The 21,202-nt window shown below is 37.5% G+C and carries 21 protein-coding genes; 14 read left to right on the forward strand and 7 right to left on the reverse strand.

Annotated elements, in window-relative coordinates:
- Window positions 1-57: 57 nt before the first annotated feature.
- From Q7J67_09805 to coaD, 7 genes are all read left to right on the forward strand, one after another.
- On the forward strand, window positions 58-1,764 hold the full coding sequence (locus tag Q7J67_09805; protein ID MDO9465572.1) for an AAA family ATPase: 1,707 nt from the start codon (window positions 58-60) through the stop codon (window positions 1,762-1,764).
- Between the two features lie 606 nt (window positions 1,765-2,370).
- Complete coding sequence (trxB, locus tag Q7J67_09810) at window positions 2,371-3,348, forward strand: thioredoxin-disulfide reductase (protein ID MDO9465573.1); 978 nt, start codon at window positions 2,371-2,373, stop codon at window positions 3,346-3,348.
- Window positions 3,345-5,234: an ASKHA domain-containing protein gene (locus tag Q7J67_09815; protein ID MDO9465574.1), complete on the forward strand. Its 1,890-nt coding sequence runs from the start codon at window positions 3,345-3,347 to the stop codon at window positions 5,232-5,234. The genes trxB and Q7J67_09815 overlap by 4 nt, the downstream gene beginning before the upstream one ends.
- Window positions 5,219-5,536, forward strand: coding sequence for a thioredoxin (gene trxA, locus Q7J67_09820; protein ID MDO9465575.1), 318 nt, complete (start codon window positions 5,219-5,221; stop codon window positions 5,534-5,536). Before Q7J67_09815 ends, trxA begins: the two co-directional genes overlap by 16 nt.
- The gene (locus Q7J67_09825) at window positions 5,529-6,452 is read left to right on the forward strand and encodes a radical SAM protein (protein MDO9465576.1); all 924 of its coding nucleotides are present in this window, start codon (window positions 5,529-5,531) and stop codon (window positions 6,450-6,452) included. Before trxA ends, Q7J67_09825 begins: the two co-directional genes overlap by 8 nt.
- A complete protein-coding gene (locus Q7J67_09830; GenBank protein ID MDO9465577.1) occupies window positions 6,449-7,165 on the forward strand; it encodes an anaerobic ribonucleoside-triphosphate reductase activating protein in 717 nt (238 codons plus the stop codon). The genes Q7J67_09825 and Q7J67_09830 overlap by 4 nt, the downstream gene beginning before the upstream one ends.
- Window positions 7,166-7,169: 4 nt before the next feature.
- Complete coding sequence (gene coaD, locus Q7J67_09835; protein ID MDO9465578.1) at window positions 7,170-7,652, forward strand: pantetheine-phosphate adenylyltransferase; 483 nt, start codon at window positions 7,170-7,172, stop codon at window positions 7,650-7,652.
- Here the strand turns inward: coaD and Q7J67_09840 are convergent.
- Window positions 7,641-8,972 (reverse strand): YhjD/YihY/BrkB family envelope integrity protein, encoded by a 1,332-nt coding sequence (locus Q7J67_09840; GenBank protein MDO9465579.1) that lies wholly within the window; start codon window positions 8,970-8,972, stop codon window positions 7,641-7,643. The two genes, coaD and Q7J67_09840, sit on opposite strands and share 12 nt — an antisense overlap.
- Before the next feature lie 100 nt (window positions 8,973-9,072).
- Between Q7J67_09840 and Q7J67_09845 the strand changes: the two genes are divergently transcribed.
- Both Q7J67_09845 and Q7J67_09850 read left to right on the forward strand, forming a co-directional pair.
- The gene (locus Q7J67_09845) at window positions 9,073-9,738 is read left to right on the forward strand and encodes a helix-turn-helix transcriptional regulator (GenBank protein ID MDO9465580.1); all 666 of its coding nucleotides are present in this window, start codon (window positions 9,073-9,075) and stop codon (window positions 9,736-9,738) included.
- A 102-nt stretch (window positions 9,739-9,840) separates the two neighbouring features.
- Complete coding sequence (locus Q7J67_09850; GenBank protein ID MDO9465581.1) at window positions 9,841-10,473, forward strand: corrinoid protein; 633 nt, start codon at window positions 9,841-9,843, stop codon at window positions 10,471-10,473.
- Here the strand turns inward: Q7J67_09850 and Q7J67_09855 are convergent.
- Complete coding sequence (locus Q7J67_09855) at window positions 10,466-10,690, reverse strand: DUF167 domain-containing protein (protein ID MDO9465582.1); 225 nt, start codon at window positions 10,688-10,690, stop codon at window positions 10,466-10,468. The two genes, Q7J67_09850 and Q7J67_09855, sit on opposite strands and share 8 nt — an antisense overlap.
- A gap of 77 nt (window positions 10,691-10,767) precedes the next feature.
- Here Q7J67_09855 and typA point away from each other — a divergent pair, with 77 nt between their 5' ends.
- Window positions 10,768-12,603 (forward strand): translational GTPase TypA, encoded by a 1,836-nt coding sequence (typA, locus tag Q7J67_09860; GenBank protein MDO9465583.1) that lies wholly within the window; start codon window positions 10,768-10,770, stop codon window positions 12,601-12,603.
- A gap of 5 nt (window positions 12,604-12,608) precedes the next feature.
- On the opposite strand, the gene Q7J67_09865 is transcribed toward typA, so the two are convergent.
- The 3 genes from Q7J67_09865 to Q7J67_09875 all read right to left on the reverse strand — a co-directional run bounded on the left by Q7J67_09865 (window position 12,609) and on the right by Q7J67_09875 (window position 13,960).
- The gene (locus Q7J67_09865) at window positions 12,609-13,040 is read right to left on the reverse strand and encodes a type II toxin-antitoxin system death-on-curing family toxin (protein ID MDO9465584.1); all 432 of its coding nucleotides are present in this window, start codon (window positions 13,038-13,040) and stop codon (window positions 12,609-12,611) included.
- Window positions 13,040-13,297, reverse strand: a complete 258-nt coding sequence (locus tag Q7J67_09870; protein ID MDO9465585.1) for a helix-turn-helix domain-containing protein — start codon at window positions 13,295-13,297, stop codon at window positions 13,040-13,042. The genes Q7J67_09865 and Q7J67_09870 overlap by 1 nt, the downstream gene beginning before the upstream one ends.
- Before the next feature lie 213 nt (window positions 13,298-13,510).
- On the reverse strand, window positions 13,511-13,960 hold the full coding sequence (locus Q7J67_09875; GenBank protein ID MDO9465586.1) for a hypothetical protein: 450 nt from the start codon (window positions 13,958-13,960) through the stop codon (window positions 13,511-13,513).
- 60 nt (window positions 13,961-14,020) lie between these two features.
- Between Q7J67_09875 and priA the strand changes: the two genes are divergently transcribed.
- From priA to gcvPA, 4 genes are read left to right on the forward strand one after another with little or no spacing between them, the layout of a single operon-like run.
- Window positions 14,021-16,261: a primosomal protein N' gene (priA, locus tag Q7J67_09880; GenBank protein MDO9465587.1), complete on the forward strand. Its 2,241-nt coding sequence runs from the start codon at window positions 14,021-14,023 to the stop codon at window positions 16,259-16,261.
- Window positions 16,261-17,334, forward strand: a complete 1,074-nt coding sequence (gcvT, locus tag Q7J67_09885) for a glycine cleavage system aminomethyltransferase GcvT (GenBank protein ID MDO9465588.1) — start codon at window positions 16,261-16,263, stop codon at window positions 17,332-17,334. Before priA ends, gcvT begins: the two co-directional genes overlap by 1 nt.
- A 2-nt stretch (window positions 17,335-17,336) precedes the next feature.
- Window positions 17,337-17,717, forward strand: a complete 381-nt coding sequence (gene gcvH / locus Q7J67_09890; protein MDO9465589.1) for a glycine cleavage system protein GcvH — start codon at window positions 17,337-17,339, stop codon at window positions 17,715-17,717.
- Window positions 17,701-19,041: an aminomethyl-transferring glycine dehydrogenase subunit GcvPA gene (gene gcvPA, locus Q7J67_09895; protein MDO9465590.1), complete on the forward strand. Its 1,341-nt coding sequence runs from the start codon at window positions 17,701-17,703 to the stop codon at window positions 19,039-19,041. The genes gcvH and gcvPA overlap by 17 nt, the downstream gene beginning before the upstream one ends.
- A 3-nt stretch (window positions 19,042-19,044) precedes the next feature.
- On the opposite strand, the gene Q7J67_09900 is transcribed toward gcvPA, so the two are convergent.
- Both Q7J67_09900 and Q7J67_09905 read right to left on the reverse strand, forming a co-directional pair.
- Window positions 19,045-20,079, reverse strand: a complete 1,035-nt coding sequence (locus tag Q7J67_09900; GenBank protein MDO9465591.1) for an alcohol dehydrogenase catalytic domain-containing protein — start codon at window positions 20,077-20,079, stop codon at window positions 19,045-19,047.
- A gap of 1 nt (window position 20,080) precedes the next feature.
- Complete coding sequence (locus tag Q7J67_09905) at window positions 20,081-21,202, reverse strand: sugar phosphate isomerase/epimerase family protein (GenBank protein ID MDO9465592.1); 1,122 nt, start codon at window positions 21,200-21,202, stop codon at window positions 20,081-20,083.

The following is a 21,202-nucleotide window of genomic DNA, read 5'->3' on the forward strand; positions in this document are numbered from 1 at the left end:
AACTTGATCTTACATATTGCTATGGAATAAAAATCGTTGAAAGTGGAATAAATTAACATGAGAATCAAACAATTAATACTTAAAGATTTCGGCCCTTTCAATCGCTACAAGATATCATTTGTAGAAGAAGATGAAATCTGCATGCTGCTGACAGGAAAGAACAATGAAGGAAAATCTAGCATAATAAATGGATTAAAACTCCTTAATGATGCAACAAAGGTCATAAACAAGAAAAAACAGGAAATAAAGATTGACGGAGACTACTATTACAAACTTCTTCAACAAGACACAGAAAATTTTCTTGTTGGTAGAATGATTCATAACTATAAAGAAAATAGGGCGGAGATTATTGGAATCTTTCAAGGTGGTTTGGAAATTACCGTATACTTAGACCCTATCGAAAATATGATATTTGCAAATTTTGAAGGTTGCATCCCTGTTGATGTACATAACATTTTCGGTTTCATACCTCCCCTTGGACCACTGAATGAGAACGAAGACATAATTACAAAATTATCCTATCTCAAAGCAAGTATTGATACTTCTCTTGCACCTCGACATCTTAGAAACCACTTTTATCAAATTCTCACTAAAGACGAATTGGCTCTTGTTAGGCAACTTATAAAGAGGTCTTGGGTAGGCATTGAACTACTTGACTATGAGCTTAACTATCAACAAGGGAAAATATATTGCTATTACAAAGAGGGTGGTATTGGTCGTGAGATTTCTTGGGCAGGTCAAGGGCTTCAAGTTTGGTTCCAAATTATTACTCATGTTGTCAGACTCAGGGAATCTTCAATCCTAATACTTGATGAGCCAGAAATTAATCTCCATCCAGAAAAGCAAAACGATATTATAAGAATATTAAAAGATTATTATCATGGAAGTATTATAATCGCAACTCATTCCATTGAATTAATGAACAATGTTAGTGTTAGCCATATCATTAATGTCCAAAAAAAACACAACAAGCCAAAAATTAAATCAACAAAGGATAGGGTTTACTTAAACTTGGTACGGTCTCAAATTGGAAGCAATTTTAATCTAATTGCTTCACAATTCGAAGAGTTTGATATTATTGTTTTCACCGAAGATACATTTGATTTTGACATACTTCAACAGATAGCATTGGATTATAAAATAAGGAAAAAAGCTTTCAATATTCCAATTTATGGTTTTAGCGAATTTAATAAATGTATCTCCTATAAGCACGCATACAAGACACTAATTGGAAAGGACATAGACTATACCCTTGTCCTGGATAGGGACTACTATCCGGAGGAATATCTAAAAAAAGTTACAGAAATCCTTAAAACCTCAAGCATTAAGGTCGTTTTTACGCCAGGAAAAGAAATTGAGAACTTATTTCTATCACCGGATATTCTAACTGCGTTAATTCCAGAAACATCTCATAAAAAATTTTCAAAGATTTGGGATGAAATGTTTGAATCACTTCGTCTGGATTGCTATGGAAGTTATCTCACACTTCATGGCCAATTCTTAGATCCTAAATTAGACACAAAAACTATTGCAACACGTTACACTCCTGTTTTTGAAAAATGCTGGAGTGATACTAAGAATAGGCACAAGATTGTTTCAGGAAAAGAAGCGTTGAAGGTGTTAAGAAAATTTTACAGAGATGAGACTAAAAGTAATCTAAGCCAAAATTTACTTATTGAAAAACTTATTCAAATAGAAAATGAAAACATCAAGCAATTCATTGAAGAAGTTTACCAATTAAGGAAAACCAGGGGACGTTCATAAAAAACATGAAAAACAACCCCAATGCCGACACCAGCGCATTGGAGGCAGAAATTGCCCATCCGGGCCTAACCGAGGAAGAGATTGGGGGGTATTAAATGAGCAAAATAATGGCAGAAAAAAGGAAACCAGGCGACAAGGTAACCGTGACGAAGTAAAAGGACACAGCACCCTTCCTCCAAAATTCATATTAAGGGCACAAGATATTGTGCCCCTACAAAACCCCCAATCAACCCAAAGAACGACACAACAAAGCAAAGGGACAGGCATGCCAGTCCCCTACATAAAAATCACAAAAGAAACCAATCTCTTGGAATGGGCGAATACACGGATTCGCCCCTACAATCTGGAAACAGGGATAATTTTATTTTTCGTAATGACAGAATGGGGATATTCAAACGGGCAGACGCAAGGGCTGCCCCTACAATAACCGCCAGCTAAAGCAGGCGGTTGAGGGGGAGGGGACAAACGAGATTGTTTCGGGATTTCATCCTTCGCAATGACAGAATGGGCAAATAGTTTTGAACGAATGCAGATAAATTGTTTGTCTAAATATTCTGAGTATTCTATAATGTAAAAAAGTTTCTAAGGCATACGGAAAGAATAACTATGATAAAATCAAAGAAAGAGACTCCTGTATCTATATATGATGTAATTATTATAGGAGCTGGGCCGTCCGGTCTGACAGCAGCGATATATACTTCAAGAGCAAGGTTAAAAACTCTATTGCTTGAGGGTCTTTCTGTGTCCAGTCAAGCTCTTGTGACTGATAAGATAGAAAATTATCCTGGATTTCCCGAAGGAATCAATGGATTTGATCTGATAGATAAGTTCAAAAAACAGGCAAAACTCTTTGGCGCAGAATTCGCGGCAGAAGATGTGAATAATATCCACGTCTCTAAACAGCAGAATATTAATAATATCTGGCAGGTTGAGGTAAAGGACAAAACATATCATTCACTATCAGTGATTATCGCTTCTGGTGCCCGGTTCAGAACATTGGGGATAGAGGGAGAGAAAAGGTTGCTTGGAAAGGGAGTGTCCTATTGCGCTGTGTGTGATGGAGCATTCTTCAAAGACAAGGATGTTGTTGTGGTCGGAGGAGGTGATGCGTCAGCAGAAGAAGCATTATTCTTAACCAGATTTGCCAAAAAAATTACCATGGTACACAGAAGAGATAGATTAAGAGCGGCAAAAATTCTGCAAGAAAGGATATTTTCAAATAAGAAGATAAGCATAGTCTGGAATTCAGTCATAAATGAGATTCTAGGCGAGACTAAGGTTCGGGGAGTTAGAATAACAGATCTCAAAGCAAAGAAAGAGACAGATATTTCTTGCGATGGTGTGTTTATCTTTGTTGGACTTGTACCAAATACAAATTTTGTCAAAGACATAATTAAGCTGGATGAAAATGGGTATGTTATTGTTGATAGCAAGATGAGAGCATCACGCGATGGAATATTTGCGTGTGGCGATTGCCGGCAAACCATCTTGCGGCAAGTAGTAACTGCCTGTGGAGATGGCGCATTTGCCGCATTTTCAGCCCAGCAGTACGTGGAGGACTTAAAAGGTACTGCATACAAATGAGTTCAATAAAAGCTACTTTCAAACCAGGAAATCGTTCGGTTTATGTGCTGTCCAATACTTCAATACTGGAAGCTGCGGGCAGAACGGGTATTGTTATTACTTCTCCATGTGGAGGGCAGGGAACATGTGGAAAATGCAGGGTTCATATTATTGAAGGTAATGTTCCTCCAACCTCTACAGAAGAAAAAATATTATCTAAAGAAGATATATCAAGCGGCGTGAGGCTTGCATGTCAGAGTAAAATAACGTCAAACTGTATTATAGATATTCCTCAGACTTCCATGGAATCCGCTCAGCAGATTCTTACAAAAGGCATACAGAGCAAGAAGGAAATTAAGCCAAGTGTTTGGAAAAAATATGTAGAGTTACAAAAGCCAACGCTTGCCAGTCCACAAGCCAATCTCAATCTAATAAGGGAAGCCGTTAATACAGATTTTCATGCAGATATATATGTTATTCGCAACCTTTCAGTAATCTTGAATGAGTCAGATTATAAGGTTACTTGTGTCTTTTCTGATGGAGAATTAATAAGCGTTGAAAAAGGGGATACAACAGGAACGGATTATGGAGTGGCATTTGATATTGGTACAACAACGCTTGTAGGCACACTTCTTGACCTCAATACAGGAGAGGAACTTGCGCTTGTCTCAAGAACAAATCCACAGATAATTTATGGAGATGATGTTATCTCCCGGATAAACTTTACAATAACAGATAAGGACGGCTTGGATAAGCTTTTTTACAAAATAAGCAGAGAAATGAATGATATGATCTCTCAATTATCAAATGAGTCAGGAATAAATATTCACAACATATACAAGGTTGCAATTGCAGGTAATTCTACAATGCAGCACATCTGTCTAAGGGTTACACCAAAAAGTCTTGCTAAAATTCCGTTTAATCTAGTGATTAGAGAACCTGTAGAAGTTAAAGCAAAGAAAATAGGCATTGATATAAATCCGGACGCCCTTGTATATGTTTTGCCCAGCATTGCAGGTTTTGTTGGAGGAGACACAGTTGCGTGCATACTGGCAACACAATTACACACAAAAAAAGCCCTTAAATTAATTATAGATATAGGTACAAATGGAGAAATAGTACTTGGCAATAATAAGAAAATAATTGCTGCTTCTACAGCTGCAGGTCCGGCATTTGAAGGAGCGCGCATATCTCAGGGGATGAGAGCAACTATTGGAGCGATAGAAAAGGTAATTATCAATGAGGACGTTGAATACAATGTTATTGGAAATGTAGTACCATTTGGAATATGCGGTACCGGTCTAATTGACGGAGTGGCAGAATTATTAAAGGCAGGAGTAATTGATGAGACTGGCAGGATAGTTTCTCAAATCGAATACAAAGGGAATGAGAATATCCGAAGACGAATCATAGAGACTGAAAAAGGGAATGACTTCCTGCTTGTTGACGGACATGCTGCCAGAAGCAAGCGCCCTATTTTTATCTCGCAAAAAGATGTGCGCGAACTTCAGCTTGCAAAAGCGGCTATTGCAGCAGGAATAAAAATACTGCAGAAGGAATTGAATGTTACAGATAAAGATATCTCTGAAATATATCTTGCGGGAGCGTTTGGCAATTTTATTCGCCGCACAAATGCAAAGAGAATAGGTTTAATCCCAAACATTCCTTCAGAGAAGATTGCTTTTGTAGGAAATGCGTCATCTTCCGGAGCAAAACTTGTTCTATTATCCTATGATATGGAAAAGGAAGCGGAACATATTTCTACACAAACTAATTATATAGAGTTGTCTGCCAGAAGCGATTTTAATGAAAACTTTATGAATGAAATAGTGTTTCCCCTTCTCTGTCAAGAGAAGGGGATAGGGGATGAGTTAAAAGAAAGGAGAACAAAGTGGAAATCAAAGTAGATGACACAAATTTTAAGCAGGAAGTATTAGAATCAGATATTCCTGTCCTTGTGGATTTTTGGGCAGAGTGGTGCGGCCCCTGCCGTATGATTGCTCCGGCAGTTAAAGAGATAGCTGAAGAATATGATGGTAAGTTAAAAGTCTGTAAATTAAATGTTGATGAAGCGCCAGGAATATCTTCAGAATACGGCATTATGAGCATACCTACTTTAGCTATTTTTAAAGATGGTGCTGTAGTAGACAAGGTTGTAGGTGTAGCTTCCAAGACAGAACTTGTTTCTAAAATTACGCCTTATGTTTAATACTTCTATTTTTGGACCTGTCCCCTCAAGAAGATTGGGATTTTCACTGGGAGTAGATCTGGTCCCTTTCAAGGTATGCAGTCTTAATTGTATCTATTGCCAGCTTGGGAAAACAACATGCAAGACAGTTGCAAGAAAAGAATATGTATCCTGTGATAAGATCTTAACTGAATTAGAAAAAGTATTAATAAATTCAAAAACCATTGATTATATTACCTTATCTGGCAGTGGGGAGCCTACACTCAACTCAAAGACGGGCGAAATTATAAGAAAAATAAAAGAGATGACAACTATCCCTGTAGCAGTTATTACTAATGCTACACTGCTTAGTGATGATGCATTAAAAAAAGACCTGCTGCCTGCGGATTTGGTGGTGCCTTCTCTTGATGGAGCGACACAAGATGTATTTGAGAAAGTAAATAGGCCCTGTACATCTTTGAAAATAGAAAAGATAATCAGAGGAATGATTGATTTTAGTAAAGCGTATGAAGGTAAAATATGGCTTGAAATAATGCTTGTTAAAGGCATAAATGAAAATGAGGATGAATTAAATGCTTTAAAGGCTGCAGTAGGTCAAATTAAGCCTGATAAAATTCAGCTAAATACTCCTGTTCGTCCTCCGTCCGAAGAATATGTAAGGGTATTAAGCAGCAAAAAGCTTTTTGAAATAAAAGAATTTTTTGGGAATAAGTGTGAGATTATCGCCAAGTTTACGAAAAAGAGACATAAGGCATATCTCAAGGATGTAGAGGATGAAATTCTTACTCTGATCAATCGTCGTCCTGTAACGTCTAAGGATATATCGTCTTCCTTGGGTTTGCACATTAATGAGGTTATAAAATATGTAGAAGATTTGGAAAAGCAAAAGAAAATAAGCTCAAAAATCTATCAGGGAAAGAGATATTTTCAAAAATGAATCTGATAATAAAGGGATTTATTCAAACCTCGCTTCTTGACTGGGATGCTAAAATCGTCTCCACACTTTACACGCCGCACTGCAATTTTCGATGTCCTTACTGTCAAAACACTGGGCTTATTATCAATCCCGAAAAGTTAGAAACCATTTCTTTTAGAGTAATTAAGGAGTATTTGCGCAAAAATAATAGATGGATTGATGGAATATGTTTAACAGGCGGCGAGCCATGTATGTATGAAGATTTGCCGAAATTTATTCAAAAAATACGAGAGCTTGATATAATGGTGAAGCTTGACACTAATGGGGGATTTCCCGATATGCTTGCAGAGGTAATTGAGAGAAAATTAGTGAATTACATAGCTATGGATATAAAGGCGGCTCTGGATTTCACGTCATATTCCAAATCTACTGGTATCAAGAATCCCTTGATTTTGGAGAAAGTTAAGAATAGTATTAGATTAATAATGAAATCTGATATTGATTATGAGTTCAGGACTACTGTAGTGCCGACTTTACATGAAGAAGAAGATATATTGAGAATAGCTAAATTTATCAAAGAGGCAAGAAAATATGCTCTGCAAAATTTTTCAGCCCAAGGAGAGATATTAGACCCAAAATTTAAGAAAATTAAACCTTATCCAATAGAAAAACTGAATAAGATCCAGAAACTGGTTTCTCCTTATGTAGAGAAGTGTGTGGTGAGAGGAAGTTAAAAATATGAATAAAATAGCGATATATCCAGGTACTTTTGATCCCATAACTCACGGACATATTGACCTTATCAAAAGAGGTATTAAAACATTTGATAAATTAGTTGTTGCAGTTGCGCATAATCCTGACAAAAATCCCCTTTTTACGGTTTCTGAAAGAGTGGACATGTTAAAGGAAATCACAAAGGATATGAAGAATGTGAAAGTTGACGATTTTGGAGGGCTTCTTATTGATTATGTACGCATTAAAGGGGCAAATGTTGTTTTAAGAGGCATTCGTGCCTTTTCTGATTTTGAGTATGAATTTCAGATGGCATTGATTAATCGAAAACTATCTCCGGAAACAGAGACAATATTTATGATGCCAAATGAGTCCTTTTCCTATGTCAGTTCCAAGATAATAAAGCAAATTGCATCCATGAACGGAGATATCTCCAAATTTGTTCCAGAAGTTGTAGAAGAATATCTGAAGAAGAAATTAAATTCCTAACCCATTGCTGGGCAGGCGGTTTATAATATCTTTCAGGGTTAACTTATCAAGGATCTCTGTTTCAGCTTTCCTTGCATCAGAAAGAATATCTTTTAGATATTTTGTGGTGTTATCCTCTGTAATTTTAGGTATGTTTTCTCCATATCCTCTAAATACATCCAAAACTTTTCCGGCAGTAATTGCTTCTATAGAGAATGAGGGTTGATATGAAGACTCTCTGCCGCTAACCTCGTTAATCAACCCGCCTTCCGCAAGCTGGAAAAGGATCTGATTTACAAGTCTTATTGATACATCAAGCTTTTTGGAGAGTTGAGCAGCTGTTAGTGGCTGTTTCGCTTTATAAAAGTTACTGGCTATACTTATCATAATTCTTAGTCCAAGAAGTTCTTTGCATTTTGGACTTATAGATAATGATTTTCCTTCTCTTGTGTATGTTCTCACATTTTGATGCGCAAAGGATATTTCTGCACCAAATAGGACTATTAGCCAGCTAATGTAAAGCCAGATAAGAAAAACCGGAATAGAAGCAAATGTCCCATAGATTGCACTATACCTTGAAACACCTATCTGAAAGTGAATGTGTCCCCATTGAGCAAACTGCCACAAAGTTCCTCCAATAATCCCTGCTGTTAAGGCAGACGAGAATTTCACTTTTGTATTAGGCATAAACATGTAGATAAAAGTGAACACAAGCCACATAGATAAATATGGAGTCATTCTTAACAGTTGATGCATGAGAACTCCGATGAATTCCATACCAAGTATTTTGTTGACCAGACTACTATTTGATAGAAAGGCATTTACGCCTGTTGTACAAAGCGCGAGAATCGGACAGATTAAAATTACGCTCAGATAGTCAGTAAATTTTCTGAATATATTTCTGGATTTTTTAATTCCCCAGATATCGTTAAAGGATCTCTCAATGGTCCCCAACACAATAATTAATGTCCATATTAAAAAGACGAGTCCTACTATACCCAGAGTTTTTAGACTAGTTTTACTGGCAAGATCAATAATTTTCGTTACAATCTCTTGTGTTACTGCAGCCTTCTCAAGCACTATGCTTTTCACTGCATCAAATGCGCCAAAGGCTTTTGATATAGAAAAGATGAAGGCTAAAAAAGGGATTATAGTCAGAAGCGTTACATAAGTTAGTCCAAAAGCCCTGAGCTGACATTTATCTGTAATAAATCCTCTTGCAACCATATATCCCATTTTTAGAATATTATATGCCCATTTTTTAAGATAGGACAGGCCTGAGAGCTCCCTCTCCCACAGATCCTTTAAAATAAAGTTTGTTATTCTTTTTATTATGCTCATAGCTCTACCATCTACTTATTAATATATGTTATTATAACAAGTTATGCAATAATTTGTTATAATATAGTGGCTTTTTTAAAATTGAATGGGAGAAGCAAAGATGAATCCTCTTTATCCTATGAAGAAGGAAAAGGAATTAGTCGCAAGGATTAAACTTGGTGATAACACTGGAGCAAAAACCATTCTTAATAAACTAGTTGGAGAGATACTTTTTGCAAATTCAGGGAAAGGAGATGTGCGTAAAGCACGGATTCTGGAGCTTATTGTTGTAATTTCAAGAGCCGCAGTTGAAGCTGGAGCTAATATGGAGAAGTTATTGGGGCTTAATTATACGTATATAGGTGAATTATCTGAAATAAATGAAGAAGAAGCATTGTATAAATGGATGATAAAGGTGTTCTCTTCTTTTATGGAGGAAGTGTCCAGATCAAGCAATAAAAAGAATATGGCGATTGTAGAGCGCGCAATGAAATGCATGAGAACTAATTACAATAAGAATCTGACATTAAGCAAGATAGCAAAGGCAGCGTGTGTTAATACGTATTATCTGAGCCATCTTTTCAAGAAAGAGCTAGGTATGACTGTTGTTGACTATCTTACTAAGGTTAGGATTGAAGAGGCAAAGAGCCTTTTGCAGAATGATAAAATGAGTATTATTGAAATTGCCTTAGAAGTTGGATATGAAGACCAGAGTTATTTTAGTAAGGTATTTAAGAAGAATGAGCATACAACCCCAATGGTCTATCGTAAGAGAAATCTGATATAAAAAACAATATATTCCCAAAAAAGACAATATATGTCGAGACTTAATTAGTGTTATGTGTATAATTTTAAAATACAATAAAAACTTTTGAAAGGAGAACTGGTTATGGCGGATTTACAGGCAATAGCAGACAGCTTAATTAAAGGACAGGCGCAAGCGGTTTCAGATTTGGTTAAAAAGGCTGTGGATGAAGGTGTTGGTCCTGAAGAAATTCTAACTAAAGGTCTCATTGCAGGTATGAATATAATAGGAGCAAGATTTAAGAAGAACGAGGTCTATGTTCCTGAGGTTCTTATAGCTGCCAGAGCAATGCATGCAGGGATGAGTATTTTGGAACCACTGCTTGCAGAAGCTGGAGTAAAGCCTCTTGGTAGGATAGCAGTAGGAACTGTTAAAGGCGACCTTCACGATATTGGCAAGAATCTGGTAGCTATGATGCTTAAAGGAGCAGGGTTCAATGTGGAAGACCTTGGTGTTGATTGCGATGCTCAAAAATTTATTGATTCTGCAAAGGGTGGAGCACAGATAATAGCTATGTCAGCGCTACTAACAACAACAATGCCTTCAATGAAGACTGTGATAGATACTCTGAAATCCGCAGGAGTTAATGTTAAAACAATGATTGGAGGAGCGCCTATTACACAGGGATATGCTGATGAGATTAAGGCAGACGGCTACGCTCCGGACGCTGCCTCAGCAGTTGATACAGCAAAAGAGCTTATAGCAGCGATTAGCTAGAAGGTATTTCAACAACCTTTTCTCTTGATTTTGTACCTCTGATTATTCTGATATTGTTTTTCTTTATCTTGAAATATTCTGCCAGAACTTTAATCAGAGCTTTATTTGCCTTGCCGTCTACAGCCGGAGCGCTTATGTGCACCTTAAGCTTTCCCTGCTGTTCAGAAACATTATTTTTTTTAGCATTTGGAATTACTCTTATATTTATCAGTTTCATTTTGTCTCCAACTCATCCCCTAGTTAATTTAATAAAAACTACTTGCAGTATAGCAAAATTGGGTTATCATGCAACAAATGAATAAGAAAATGGAAATTCGAAATATTGCTATTATCGCCCATGTTGATCATGGAAAAACAACTTTGGTGGATTTTTTACTGAAGGCAGGAGGGGCATTCAGCTCTCATGAAACAGTTGATGAGCGCGTGATGGACAGTAATGATCAGGAAAAGGAGCGTGGGATTACGATTTATGCCAAAAATGCAGCAATCCATTATAAGGGGACGAAGATTAACATTGTAGACACACCAGGTCATGCTGATTTTGGTTCAGAGGTAGAACGTGTTTTGCAAACAGTGGATGCGACCGTTCTTTTGGTGGATGCCTGTGAGGGCCCTATGCCACAGACTAAGTTTGTTCTTTCTAAGTCATTAGATCTTGGTTTGCCTGTTCTTGTTGTGATCAATAAAATCGATAGGCCCGCTGCAAGGCCGGACAAGGTGGTTGATTTAACCTTTGATTTATTTGGCAGACTTGGGGCGTCTGATGAACAAATGGATTTTCCTTATATGTATACAATTGCCCGTAAGGGAATTGCTATTCGAAATTTAAAGGACGAACATAAAGATATTACTCCTCTTCTGGATTTTATTCTGGAGAATGTTCCGGCTGCGAAAGCAGATACCGAAAAAGATTTTAGAATGCAGCCAGCCACCTTGGCTTACGATAACTTTTTAGGCAGAATAGCGGTTGGCCGTGTTTATGAGGGTAAGGTTACCTCAGGTCAAATGGTGACTGTACTGAATTCTGACGGCGAAAGTCGTTCAGCACGATTAACAAAGATTTTTACATTTCAGGGGCTGAAGAAAGTTGAGGTTTCAGAGGTAGAAGCGGGGGACATTGTTGCAATAGCAGGTATTTCTGATATTTATGTAGGGGAAACTATTACAGATAACCCCGATGTTGAGCCGCTTCCTGCTATTCGGGTTGATCCGCCTGCGCTTGCAATGGATTTCATGGTTAATACTTCTCCTTTTGCAGGGCGAGAGGGGAAGATATTAACAAGCCGCAATATTCGGGAGCGTCTTTTAAAAGAGCTGGAGACCAATGTTGGATTGTCTGTTGAAATGACTAATAATACGGATACGTTCAAGGTTTATGGTCGTGGAGAAATGCACCTTTCGGTTTTAATTGAAAGTATGCGTCGGGAAGGTTTTGAGCTTCAGGTTTCTCAACCGCAGGTGGTGTTACAGGAAATTGATGGCGTTTCTTCTGAGCCGATTGAGTCGGTAATAGTGAATGTACCAAAAAATATGGCTGGAAAAATCATTGAGATATTGTCCTCTCGAAAAGGGATAATGAAAAACATGTCGAATGAAACTGGCAACACGATTATGGAATTTGAAATTCCGACACGAGGACTGCTCGGCTTCCGTTCAACCTTTGTTACTTTAACCAGAGGAGAGGGGACTTTATATCACGCTTTTAGTCATTTTGCTCCTCATTGCGGAAAGATTGAAAAGCGTAAAGTTGGATCAATGGTTTCGGGAGCGACCGGGACAGCAACTGCTTATGCATTATGGAACCTTCAGGAGCGAGGCCCTATCTTTATTCATCCGGTAACGGAGGTGTACGAAGGTATGATTATTGGAGAGCATAATCAGGGGACTGATTTAGCGGTCAATCCTGTTAAGGGTAAGAGCCTTACAAATGTTCGCGCTTCTGGTGCTGATGATGCAATTAACCTGACTCCACCGGTGGAGGTTGAGCTTGAAAAGGCGCTTGAATACATTCAGGATGATGAATATGTGGAGGTAACTCCTAAGAACATTCGCCTGCGTAAGAAGTATTTAACAGAGAACGACAGACGCCGCCACAAAAGAGCATCTGCATCTCGAAAGAAAGTTAAGTAAGAATCTCAGGTTCCTAATCTAGTAGTATCAATCGTATATAATGTCAAGAACGTTTCTATTGCCTTTACAGTTTCTTCTTTGAGTTTTGGAGGGCTGGAAGCTATCCATACAGTAAAGTTATAAAGTTCTTGAGTATCAACCCTCAGCCACTTTCCTTCTTTGTCGAGAAAAACCAGTAATGTCGTTATTGCAATTCTTTTGTTTCCATTCTGGAATGGATGATTTTTAATCATGAGATAAAAAAGAATACTTGCTTTTGATATAAGCGTTGGATAAAAGGACTTCTTTGAGAAACTTTGAAATGGAGTAGCCAGGCAACTTTCTAAAGCATTAGGAAAGCGTGTGGAAAAATCAGGTATTGGTTCATTAAACGACATCATTTCTTTTGCCACTCTAAAAGCAATATATTCTACTTCTTTTACAGTAATTGTCTGCATTATTCTCTACCAAGAAGTTTGAGAACTTCACCGTATTCTTTCACCGTCTTTTTTACGGCTTTATCAATCTCCGCTTTGGCTTCCGGGCCTAAGGCAGTTCCCAATATATTATCAACATATTTCCTTGATATAGCGTAATTCCTTCCAATTTTAACAGCTTTTATCTGGCCTTTTTTGACTTTTGTATAAACCGCAATACGTGTTATGCCTAAAATTTTAGCTAACTCGGGAATAGTAATATATTCACTTTGTTTCATAGCAACCGTCCTTTTTTATTCCTCTCTTTTTAAGAGAGGGTTAGGGTGAGTTAACTCATCCCCTGGCCCTTCTCTTGCAAGAGAAGGGGAAATATTAAACACTTGGATTTGATTAACCTATGTTAACCATGTGCAGGCAGGTTAACATAGAGGTTGTGAGAAGTCAATAGGGAAGCACATATACTGTGTTAGGGGTCGTGTTTTAGTAGTTAATTATTTTTTCAATTCATCTATTAGACGTTTCGCTAGTTTTCTGCTTAATTTAGTCGTTTCCTTTAATAAATCCTCATCTATTACATCAAGTGAAATATCTTTCCCAGTGTCTTTTATTGTAGATGGTCTTATTGTCCTATCGTCTGAATCCATATCCATAATCATAATAAAACCATGATGAGCAAGAATTCGGCGATATTTTTCGTTAAATTTGTTTAAATCGCCTTCTAAGGAAGGATGTATTAGAAATTTATTTTCTTGTATTTTTTGCCCCAATGTTTGTCCTTGGCATGATTTTTTAAAAACCTTTTGTCTCTTTTTTGAACAATCAATGAGAACTCCAAGCAAGTAATCGACTTGGTTGATCCATGCATGAGCTCTACCGTATTCCAATAATAATAGAGGATTGTCTTCTAGCGGTATTTTTATTTTACAAGTCATTTCACGCACACTAAAGAAAACACATATAAGCTATTTATAGTGTAGCAAAATTAGGTTATTATACAATAAATGAATAAGAAATTTGCAAATGTTGTATTTCCAATAGCGGTTGATAAGGAATTTCAGTATGAAATACCTGAGAGCATTGGATATAGGATTGAGGTTGGCATGCGGGTGTCTGTGCCGTTCGGCAGACGTAAGAGCATTGGGTATGTTGTAGGTATTACGGATAAGCCCGTTTATAAGAATCTAAAAGCTATAAGCAGATTGCTGGATAATTTTGCAGTGTTTGATGAAAACATGCTTGAGTTCACAAAGTGGATAAGCAGGTATTATTTTTGCAGCTGGGGAATGGTGCTTGAGACAGCTTTGCCGCCAGGTATGAAAAAAGAAGTCATCTCACGTAAAAAGCAGAGAATTGTATCTGTAGCAAAACCTCAAAAGACAATCTGTTCTGACATTGATTCCAAAAAGATAAAATCTGCTAAACAGATAAAAGTCCTGAAGATATTATTATCTGCTAAAGGGCTTTGTATGGAATGTAAGGCGTTATGTAATATCGCAGGCGTAACAGAAGCTGTTGTGAAATCATTGAAGAAGAATGAATATGTTAGTGTAAGTCATAAGATTTTTTACAGAGACCCGTTTGCTAGAGAGACTGTTATGAACACTCAACATCTTTCTCTGACCAGTGAGCAGGGCAGAGTTTTTAACAAGGTGATAAGTTCTATTAAAAAAGGAGGGTTCAATACCTTTTTGCTGCATGGTATTACAGGCAGTGGAAAAACAGAGATTTATCTTCAGGCAATTGATTTTTGCATAAAAAACAAAAAACAGGCAATTGTACTTGTTCCTGAAATATCTTTGGCTTCCCAGATTATTCAAATATTCAAATCGCGCTTTGGAGACAGAGTTGCCATATTGCATAGCCGATTATCCAAAGGGGAGAGATATGATGAATGGGAGAAAATCAAAAGGGGAAAAGTAGATATTGTTGTTGGTGCAAGGTCAGCAATATTTGCACCGTTTGCCAATCCCGGACTGATAATAGTGGATGAATCACATGAACCTGCATATAAACAAGGAGAGGCGCCCAGATATAATGGCAGGGATGTGGCTATAACGCGCGGAAAGCTCGCTAATATAACGGTTTTGCTTGGAACAGCCACTCCTTCCCTTGAGACATATTATAATATAGAAGTAGGGAAGTATGAACTTATTGAGTTGAAAGAGCGAATAGATAAAAGAAAGCTGCCTGATGTCAGGATTGTTGATATGCAGGATCGCAATGTGAAGATTCCTGAGTCTCAGGTTTTCTCAAAGCCACTGCTACTGGCTATCAAGGATAAACTTTCAAAGAAAGAGCAAATAATATTGTTTTTAAACAGGCGGGGTTTTTCAACATACATTATGTGCTATAAATGCGGCTATGTTGCAAGATGTCCGGAATGTAACGTGTCGCTGGTTTATCATTCACAACAGGATAAAGTGAGATGCCATTATTGCAATTTTGAGGATAAACCTCCAAATATATGTCCTGAGTGCCAGGCCTTCTATGTGAAATACAGTGGTTATGGAACAGAGAAGGTAGAGGAAGAAATATCAAACTTATTTCCTCATGCGAAATATCAGAGAATGGATACGGATACTACAACCCGAAAGAATTCTCATCAGGGAATATTAAGGGGATTCAAGCATCATGAATTTGATATACTTATAGGAACGCAGATGATAGCAAAAGGACTGGATTTCCCAAAAGTTACATTGGTAGGTGTTATTTCTGCCGATACAAGTCTTTTTTTCCCGGACTTCCGCTCAGGAGAAAGAACATTCCAGCTTTTAACGCAGATTGCAGGTCGTTCAGGCAGAGGGCCCGTCCCAGGCGAGGTTATTATTCAAACTTATAATCCAAATCATTTTAGTATTATTGCTTCAAGCACCTATAATTATAATGATTTCTACAAAAAGGAAATGCTTTTCAGAAAAGGTCTTAACTACCCGCCTTTCAGACACATAGTTCTAATAACCGTCAAAGGACATGACAGCGCAAAGGTTGTAAGAGTGTCTAATGGTTTGGTTTTCCTGCTGAAGAAAGAATTGAGCGGTCAGGATTGTAAGCTTCTTGGCCCTGCGCCAGCTCCTATGGCAAAAATAAAGAATCAGTATCGCTGGCATATTCTTATAAAGCATAAGATGCCGGGAAAAATAAACATGTTTATTGAAAGGTCTATGAAGGGACTAAAAAACAGCAAGTTGCAAATGGGCAAAACTAATATAATAGTGGATATTGATCCGATGAATACGCTATAATGAAAACCCCGTTATATGAGTGGCATGTTGCTAATAAAGCGAGAATGGTTGAATTTGGCGGATGGGAAATGCCTGTTTATTATACTACTGTTTCAGATGAACACAATTGTGTCAGAAAAAATGTCGGGCTTTTTGACCTGTGTCATATGGGGCAGATTAGTGTTTCAGGAGATAATGCATTAGAATTTCTGCAACAGATAGCAACTAACAATATTTCTAAAATTACAATCGGACAGGTTCAGTATTCTCTGGTTTGTAATGATTTAGGCGGGGTTGTCGATGATATTCTTGTCTATAGAAAGAGCGATAGCTATCTTGTTGTAGTAAACGCGTCTAACACCCGTAAGGATTTTGAATGGTTTAACGCGCATAAAATTAGAGATGTAGAGATTAGTAATGTATCAAAGAATATTTTAATGTTAGCAGTACAGGGTCCAAGTGCTGAGACGTGTCTTCAGAAGATCGCAAGTATAGATTTAAAGGAAATAAAGTATTATTATTTCAAAATGGGGGAGATAAACGGGACGAAGTCCCTGATATCACGAACAGGTTATACAGGGGAAGACGGGTTTGAAATATATGCAGAATGCGACACGAAGACATGGGAAGCTATACTTGATGCAGGAAGAGAATATGCAATTAAACCAATAGGGCTTGGAGCACGGGATACTTTGCGTTTAGAAGCAGCAATGCCTCTTTATGGACATGAATTAGATATAGATACTAATCCATTGGAAGCCGGATTAGGACATTTTGTAGACAGCAATAAAAAAGAGTTCATAGGAAAAGATGCGATTGAAAGGGTAAAGAAAGAAGGAATAAGGAAAAAACTAGTTGCGTTTCGTATGCTCGAGAGAAGCATACCAAGGCATGGATACAAAATAGTTAAGAATGGTAAAATAGTTGGAAAGGTAACAAGCGGCACAATGTCTCCGACTTTGAAAGAATCAATAGGATTGGGATATATAGAGAAAGAGTACTCGGATTTAAACACAAAGATAGATATTGTTATAAGAGATAAAGGTTATGAAGCAATTATTATAAAAAAGCCATTTTATAAAAGGAAGGAATAGTAATGGGAATAGAGAAAAAGGGATTTAAATTCTTAGAAACACATGAATGGATTAATGTCTCAGGAAATATCGGCAGAGTAGGTCTCTCGAAGCATGCAGTAAAAGAATTAAATGAGGTGATTTTTATTGAACTCCCTGAAGTTGGAGTACAAGTTAGCCAAGGCAAACCATTTGGAACAGTTGAATCCGTTAAAGCTGTTTTTGATTTGAATTCACCGGTAACAGGGAAGGTTATAAATGTAAATCAATCAATAAAAGACAGTCCTGAAAAGGTTACCTCAGATCCCTATGAAGAAGGATGGATGATAGAAATAGAATTATCCGATATTTCTGAGCTCAATTCATTAATGGATTATGAAGAATACAATGGTATATATACCTAATACTTCCAGAGATAAGAAAGAAATGTTTGAGGCTATAGGATGTAAATCTATAGATGATTTATTTATGGAAATAGATCAGAGAGTTAAGTTAAAGGGCAAATTAAAGCTGCCGAAATCCATGTCTGAAATGGAAGTTGCAGCCCTTATAAAAGAGATAGGGAAGAAAAATGCTAATTTAGAAGATTACATATCGTTTCTTGGGGGGGGAGCGTATGAACATTTTATTCCGAGTGTCGTAAAGCATATTATAGGCAGGTCAGAGTTTTATACCGCTTATACTCCATATCAGGCTGAAGCAAGTCAGGGGACATTGCAGGCAATATATGAATATCAGTCTCTTATATGTGAACTTACTGGAATGGATGTTTCAAATGCATCCATGTATGATGGAGCATCAGCAGTGTCTGAAGCAGCTTTTATGGCATCAAGAATTACAGGACTAAAGAAGATTATTGTCTCAGAAACAGCTCATCCACATTATCTGCAGGTTTTGAAGACATATACTAGAGCAGCAGGGTTAGAGTTGTATGAGCTGCAGTCTAAAGAGGGGATAGTGGACATAGATATGCTCAAAGGATTAATAGATGATAATACAGCGTGTGTAATAATTCAGAATCCAAACTTTTTTGGATGTCTTGAACATGTGGATACTATTGAGCATATTGTCCATTCTAAGAAATCGCTGTTTATTATGTGTATTGATCCTTTATCTCTCGGTATTTTAGCTCCACCCGGAGAATATGGAGCGGATATTGTTGTTGGGGAGGGGCAGTCTCTTGGTAATAACCTTGCTTTTGGAGGTCCTTATTTAGGGCTTTTTTCCTGCAGGAAGGATTTTCTTCGACAGCTGCCTGGAAGAATTGTGGGGAGGACGAAGGATAAAAACGGGAAGACTGGATATGTTCTCACTCTGCAAACACGTGAACAGCATATAAGAAGAGCAAGAGCAACCTCGAATATCTGTTCTAACCAGGCTTTAAATGCTCTTGCTTGTACTGTATATCTTTCGTGTATGGGGAAACAGGGCATTACCGGTGTAGGCAATTTATGTTTGCAGAAAGCTCATTATGCTCAACTACAGATTGAGAAGATAGATGGATACGAGCTGAAATTCAAGCAGCCGTTCTTTAAGGAATTTCTTATACAATGTCCCGAAAATCCTGAAGAAATTAATAAGAGGTTATTAGAGCACAAGATCATTGGCGGTCTCTCAGTTGACAAATTTTATCCTGAATTAAAAGATTGCATGCTTGTGTGTATAACTGAGATGAGAACAAAAGAACAGATTGACAGATTTGTTAATGTACTGGCTAAGATAAGTTAAAGCTTAAAAAGAGATAAATGCCTTAATCACACCATCTTTGTAATTTGAAACAAGTTCAAAAGCTTCAGCAGCCTGTTCTGGTTTAAATCTATGCGTTATGAAAGGATCTAATTTTATTCTGTTTTGAGCAATATCTTCTACAACTTCAGGAAGTTCTCTGCGCTGGCGGCGGATATTTATAAGTGTTAATTCTTTTCTGCGCATTTTATCAGGGACAAATGATACGGTTTCTGTTTGGGGAATTCCTATCATTATTAATTTTCCGCCAGGTCTTAATATATCTATTGCCTGATCAAGTGTTTCCTGTTCTCCTGCACATTCAAACACAATATCAATGCCGTCTTGACAGATGCTTTTTATTTTCTCAATAATATTTTCTTTGTTTGGATTAAATCCATAGTTTATATTGAGCTTTCTTGCAACATCTAATCTTTCATTAATTAGATCAGTTCCAAATATATTTTCCGGATTTTTTAATTTTGAAAAGATCAGCACAGATAGCCCTATTGGCCCCATGCCAAGTATTGCGATATTCTGATGTGTTTTTTGTTTACTAATCTTTACAGCATATGAACCAATACATAATGGCTCTGTTAGGACTGCTTGTTCAAAGCTCATAGTATCAGGAACTTTACATAGACTAGCCTCAGGCATTAAAATATATTCTGATAGACAGCCCTCTGCCTGTCCTGGGCATCCGAGAAATTTGAGGCTTCTGCAGGTGTTTTCTCTGCCTATAAGACACTGGTCACACTTTCCACAGGTAATTGCCGGGTCTATAGCCACCTTATCTTCAATTTTTATCTTTTTAACTTCAGATCCTATATCTTCAACCATGCCTGAGCATTCATGTCCTAATGTAAAGGGATATTTAACGACTTGTGAGCCAATTCTTCCAGTCTTATAATAGTGAACATCTGAGCCACAAATGCCTACGGATTTTATTTTAATCAATACATCGTCTGAGTTAACTATTTTTGATTTGGGAATATCCAGCACTTCAAGTTTTCTCAAATCTACAAGTTTGATCGCCTTCATTCTAGGTTAGTATCCTTTTTACCACATCTATTGTTTTCCCTGCATCACCTGTTGCCTGAGCTTTCTTTAACTCATCTCGTCTGTCATAAATCATAAGAGCCTTTTTCATTACATTGGCAAACAGCTCTCTGGAAAGAGACATTGCTTTTACAGGGTCCATCCTATAAGTAAACTGATCTTCACCGAACCATCCCTGATATCCTGTATCAATTGCTGCGTAACAGAAATCTGCAAGCCTCCAGTTATCTCCCGTTCCGGCAACTCTGTCCTCATCATTGGAATGCAATTTTGCGTTATTAACATGAAAATTGACAACAGGTATGCCAAATTTCTTAGCTGTGTATAAATTATCTGCCGGCTCATTTCCATACATCTGCTCATGTCCGTAATCTATTGCAACACCCATGTTTTTCCCTCCGCAGGCAGAGTTGACACAGTCTGCAACAAGCATTGCCTTTGGAGTTGTTGATATGATCATATTGCCTTCTCTTGGCTCGTGCAGCTTTGCTTCAATTCCGAATTTTAAGCCGAGCTTTTTAGCTTTTTTATTTATCTCAATACATCCTTGTACAAATCTGTCAAGAAGTACGCCATAGTTGGCCTGAAAGTTATAGTCCCAACCATCAGAACCAGGCCATAGGGCAACGCTTGCGCATCCAAGCTCCTTTGCTATCTCAATCCCCTGAAGCGCTATCTCAAGTGCGTCTTTTCTTACTGCAGGATTTGCATTTGTTATCCCGCCGAGCTTCCACTTTGGATCAGTCCACAGGTTTGTATTCATATTTGTTGGCGTAATTTTATACTTCTTAAGCGCTTTTTTTACTTCATCTATGAGCTTTTTGTTCTTTCTGTAATTTTTGTCTATAAAAACAGCCTCATGAAATTCTATTCCAGCTATTCCTGCTTCTGCTACTCTTTGTATTTGTGAAACGATATCACTTTTGAAATTTTCCTTATTACTGTTATATCCAAGAGGTGCAAACCTGTCGCAGAAGTCCCCTGCGCACCAATGTCCCGCAGCAAACTTTATTTCGTATGTTTCAAAAAACGCATCAAGCTTTTTCCCTTCAAGATATCCTTGAAATTTTGGGAGTTGACTCAGGGTATTTTTGTCCGCTTTCAT

The organism is bacterium (assembly GCA_030652805.1).
In the GTDB taxonomy this organism is placed as follows: domain Bacteria; phylum JAHJDO01; class JAHJDO01; order JAHJDO01; family JAHJDO01; genus JAHJDO01.

What these genes read in the sequence shown, in the direction of transcription:
- typA (MDO9465583.1), top strand. Translation starts at nt 10,768, where the DNA reads ATGAATAAGAAAATGGAAATTCGAAATATTGCTATTATCGCCCATGTT.
- trxB (MDO9465573.1), top strand. Translation starts at nt 2,371, where the DNA reads ATGATAAAATCAAAGAAAGAGACTCCTGTATCTATATATGATGTAATT.
- gcvT (MDO9465588.1), top strand. Translation starts at nt 16,261, where the DNA reads ATGAAAACCCCGTTATATGAGTGGCATGTTGCTAATAAAGCGAGAATG.
- Q7J67_09905 (MDO9465592.1), bottom strand. Translation starts at nt 21,202, where the DNA reads ATGAAAGCGGACAAAAATACCCTGAGTCAACTCCCAAAATTTCAAGGA.
- Q7J67_09900 (MDO9465591.1), bottom strand. Translation starts at nt 20,079, where the DNA reads ATGAAGGCGATCAAACTTGTAGATTTGAGAAAACTTGAAGTGCTGGAT.
- Q7J67_09845 (MDO9465580.1), top strand. Translation starts at nt 9,073, where the DNA reads ATGAATCCTCTTTATCCTATGAAGAAGGAAAAGGAATTAGTCGCAAGG.
- gcvH (MDO9465589.1), top strand. Translation starts at nt 17,337, where the DNA reads ATGGGAATAGAGAAAAAGGGATTTAAATTCTTAGAAACACATGAATGG.
- gcvPA (MDO9465590.1), top strand. Translation starts at nt 17,701, where the DNA reads ATGGTATATATACCTAATACTTCCAGAGATAAGAAAGAAATGTTTGAG.
- Q7J67_09805 (MDO9465572.1), top strand. Translation starts at nt 58, where the DNA reads ATGAGAATCAAACAATTAATACTTAAAGATTTCGGCCCTTTCAATCGC.
- Q7J67_09870 (MDO9465585.1), bottom strand. Translation starts at nt 13,297, where the DNA reads ATGAAACAAAGTGAATATATTACTATTCCCGAGTTAGCTAAAATTTTA.
- Q7J67_09825 (MDO9465576.1), top strand. Translation starts at nt 5,529, where the DNA reads ATGTTTAATACTTCTATTTTTGGACCTGTCCCCTCAAGAAGATTGGGA.
- Q7J67_09815 (MDO9465574.1), top strand. Translation starts at nt 3,345, where the DNA reads ATGAGTTCAATAAAAGCTACTTTCAAACCAGGAAATCGTTCGGTTTAT.
- coaD (MDO9465578.1), top strand. Translation starts at nt 7,170, where the DNA reads ATGAATAAAATAGCGATATATCCAGGTACTTTTGATCCCATAACTCAC.
- Q7J67_09840 (MDO9465579.1), bottom strand. Translation starts at nt 8,972, where the DNA reads ATGAGCATAATAAAAAGAATAACAAACTTTATTTTAAAGGATCTGTGG.
- Q7J67_09850 (MDO9465581.1), top strand. Translation starts at nt 9,841, where the DNA reads ATGGCGGATTTACAGGCAATAGCAGACAGCTTAATTAAAGGACAGGCG.
- priA (MDO9465587.1), top strand. Translation starts at nt 14,021, where the DNA reads ATGAATAAGAAATTTGCAAATGTTGTATTTCCAATAGCGGTTGATAAG.
- Q7J67_09855 (MDO9465582.1), bottom strand. Translation starts at nt 10,690, where the DNA reads ATGAAACTGATAAATATAAGAGTAATTCCAAATGCTAAAAAAAATAAT.
- Q7J67_09830 (MDO9465577.1), top strand. Translation starts at nt 6,449, where the DNA reads ATGAATCTGATAATAAAGGGATTTATTCAAACCTCGCTTCTTGACTGG.
- Q7J67_09865 (MDO9465584.1), bottom strand. Translation starts at nt 13,040, where the DNA reads ATGCAGACAATTACTGTAAAAGAAGTAGAATATATTGCTTTTAGAGTG.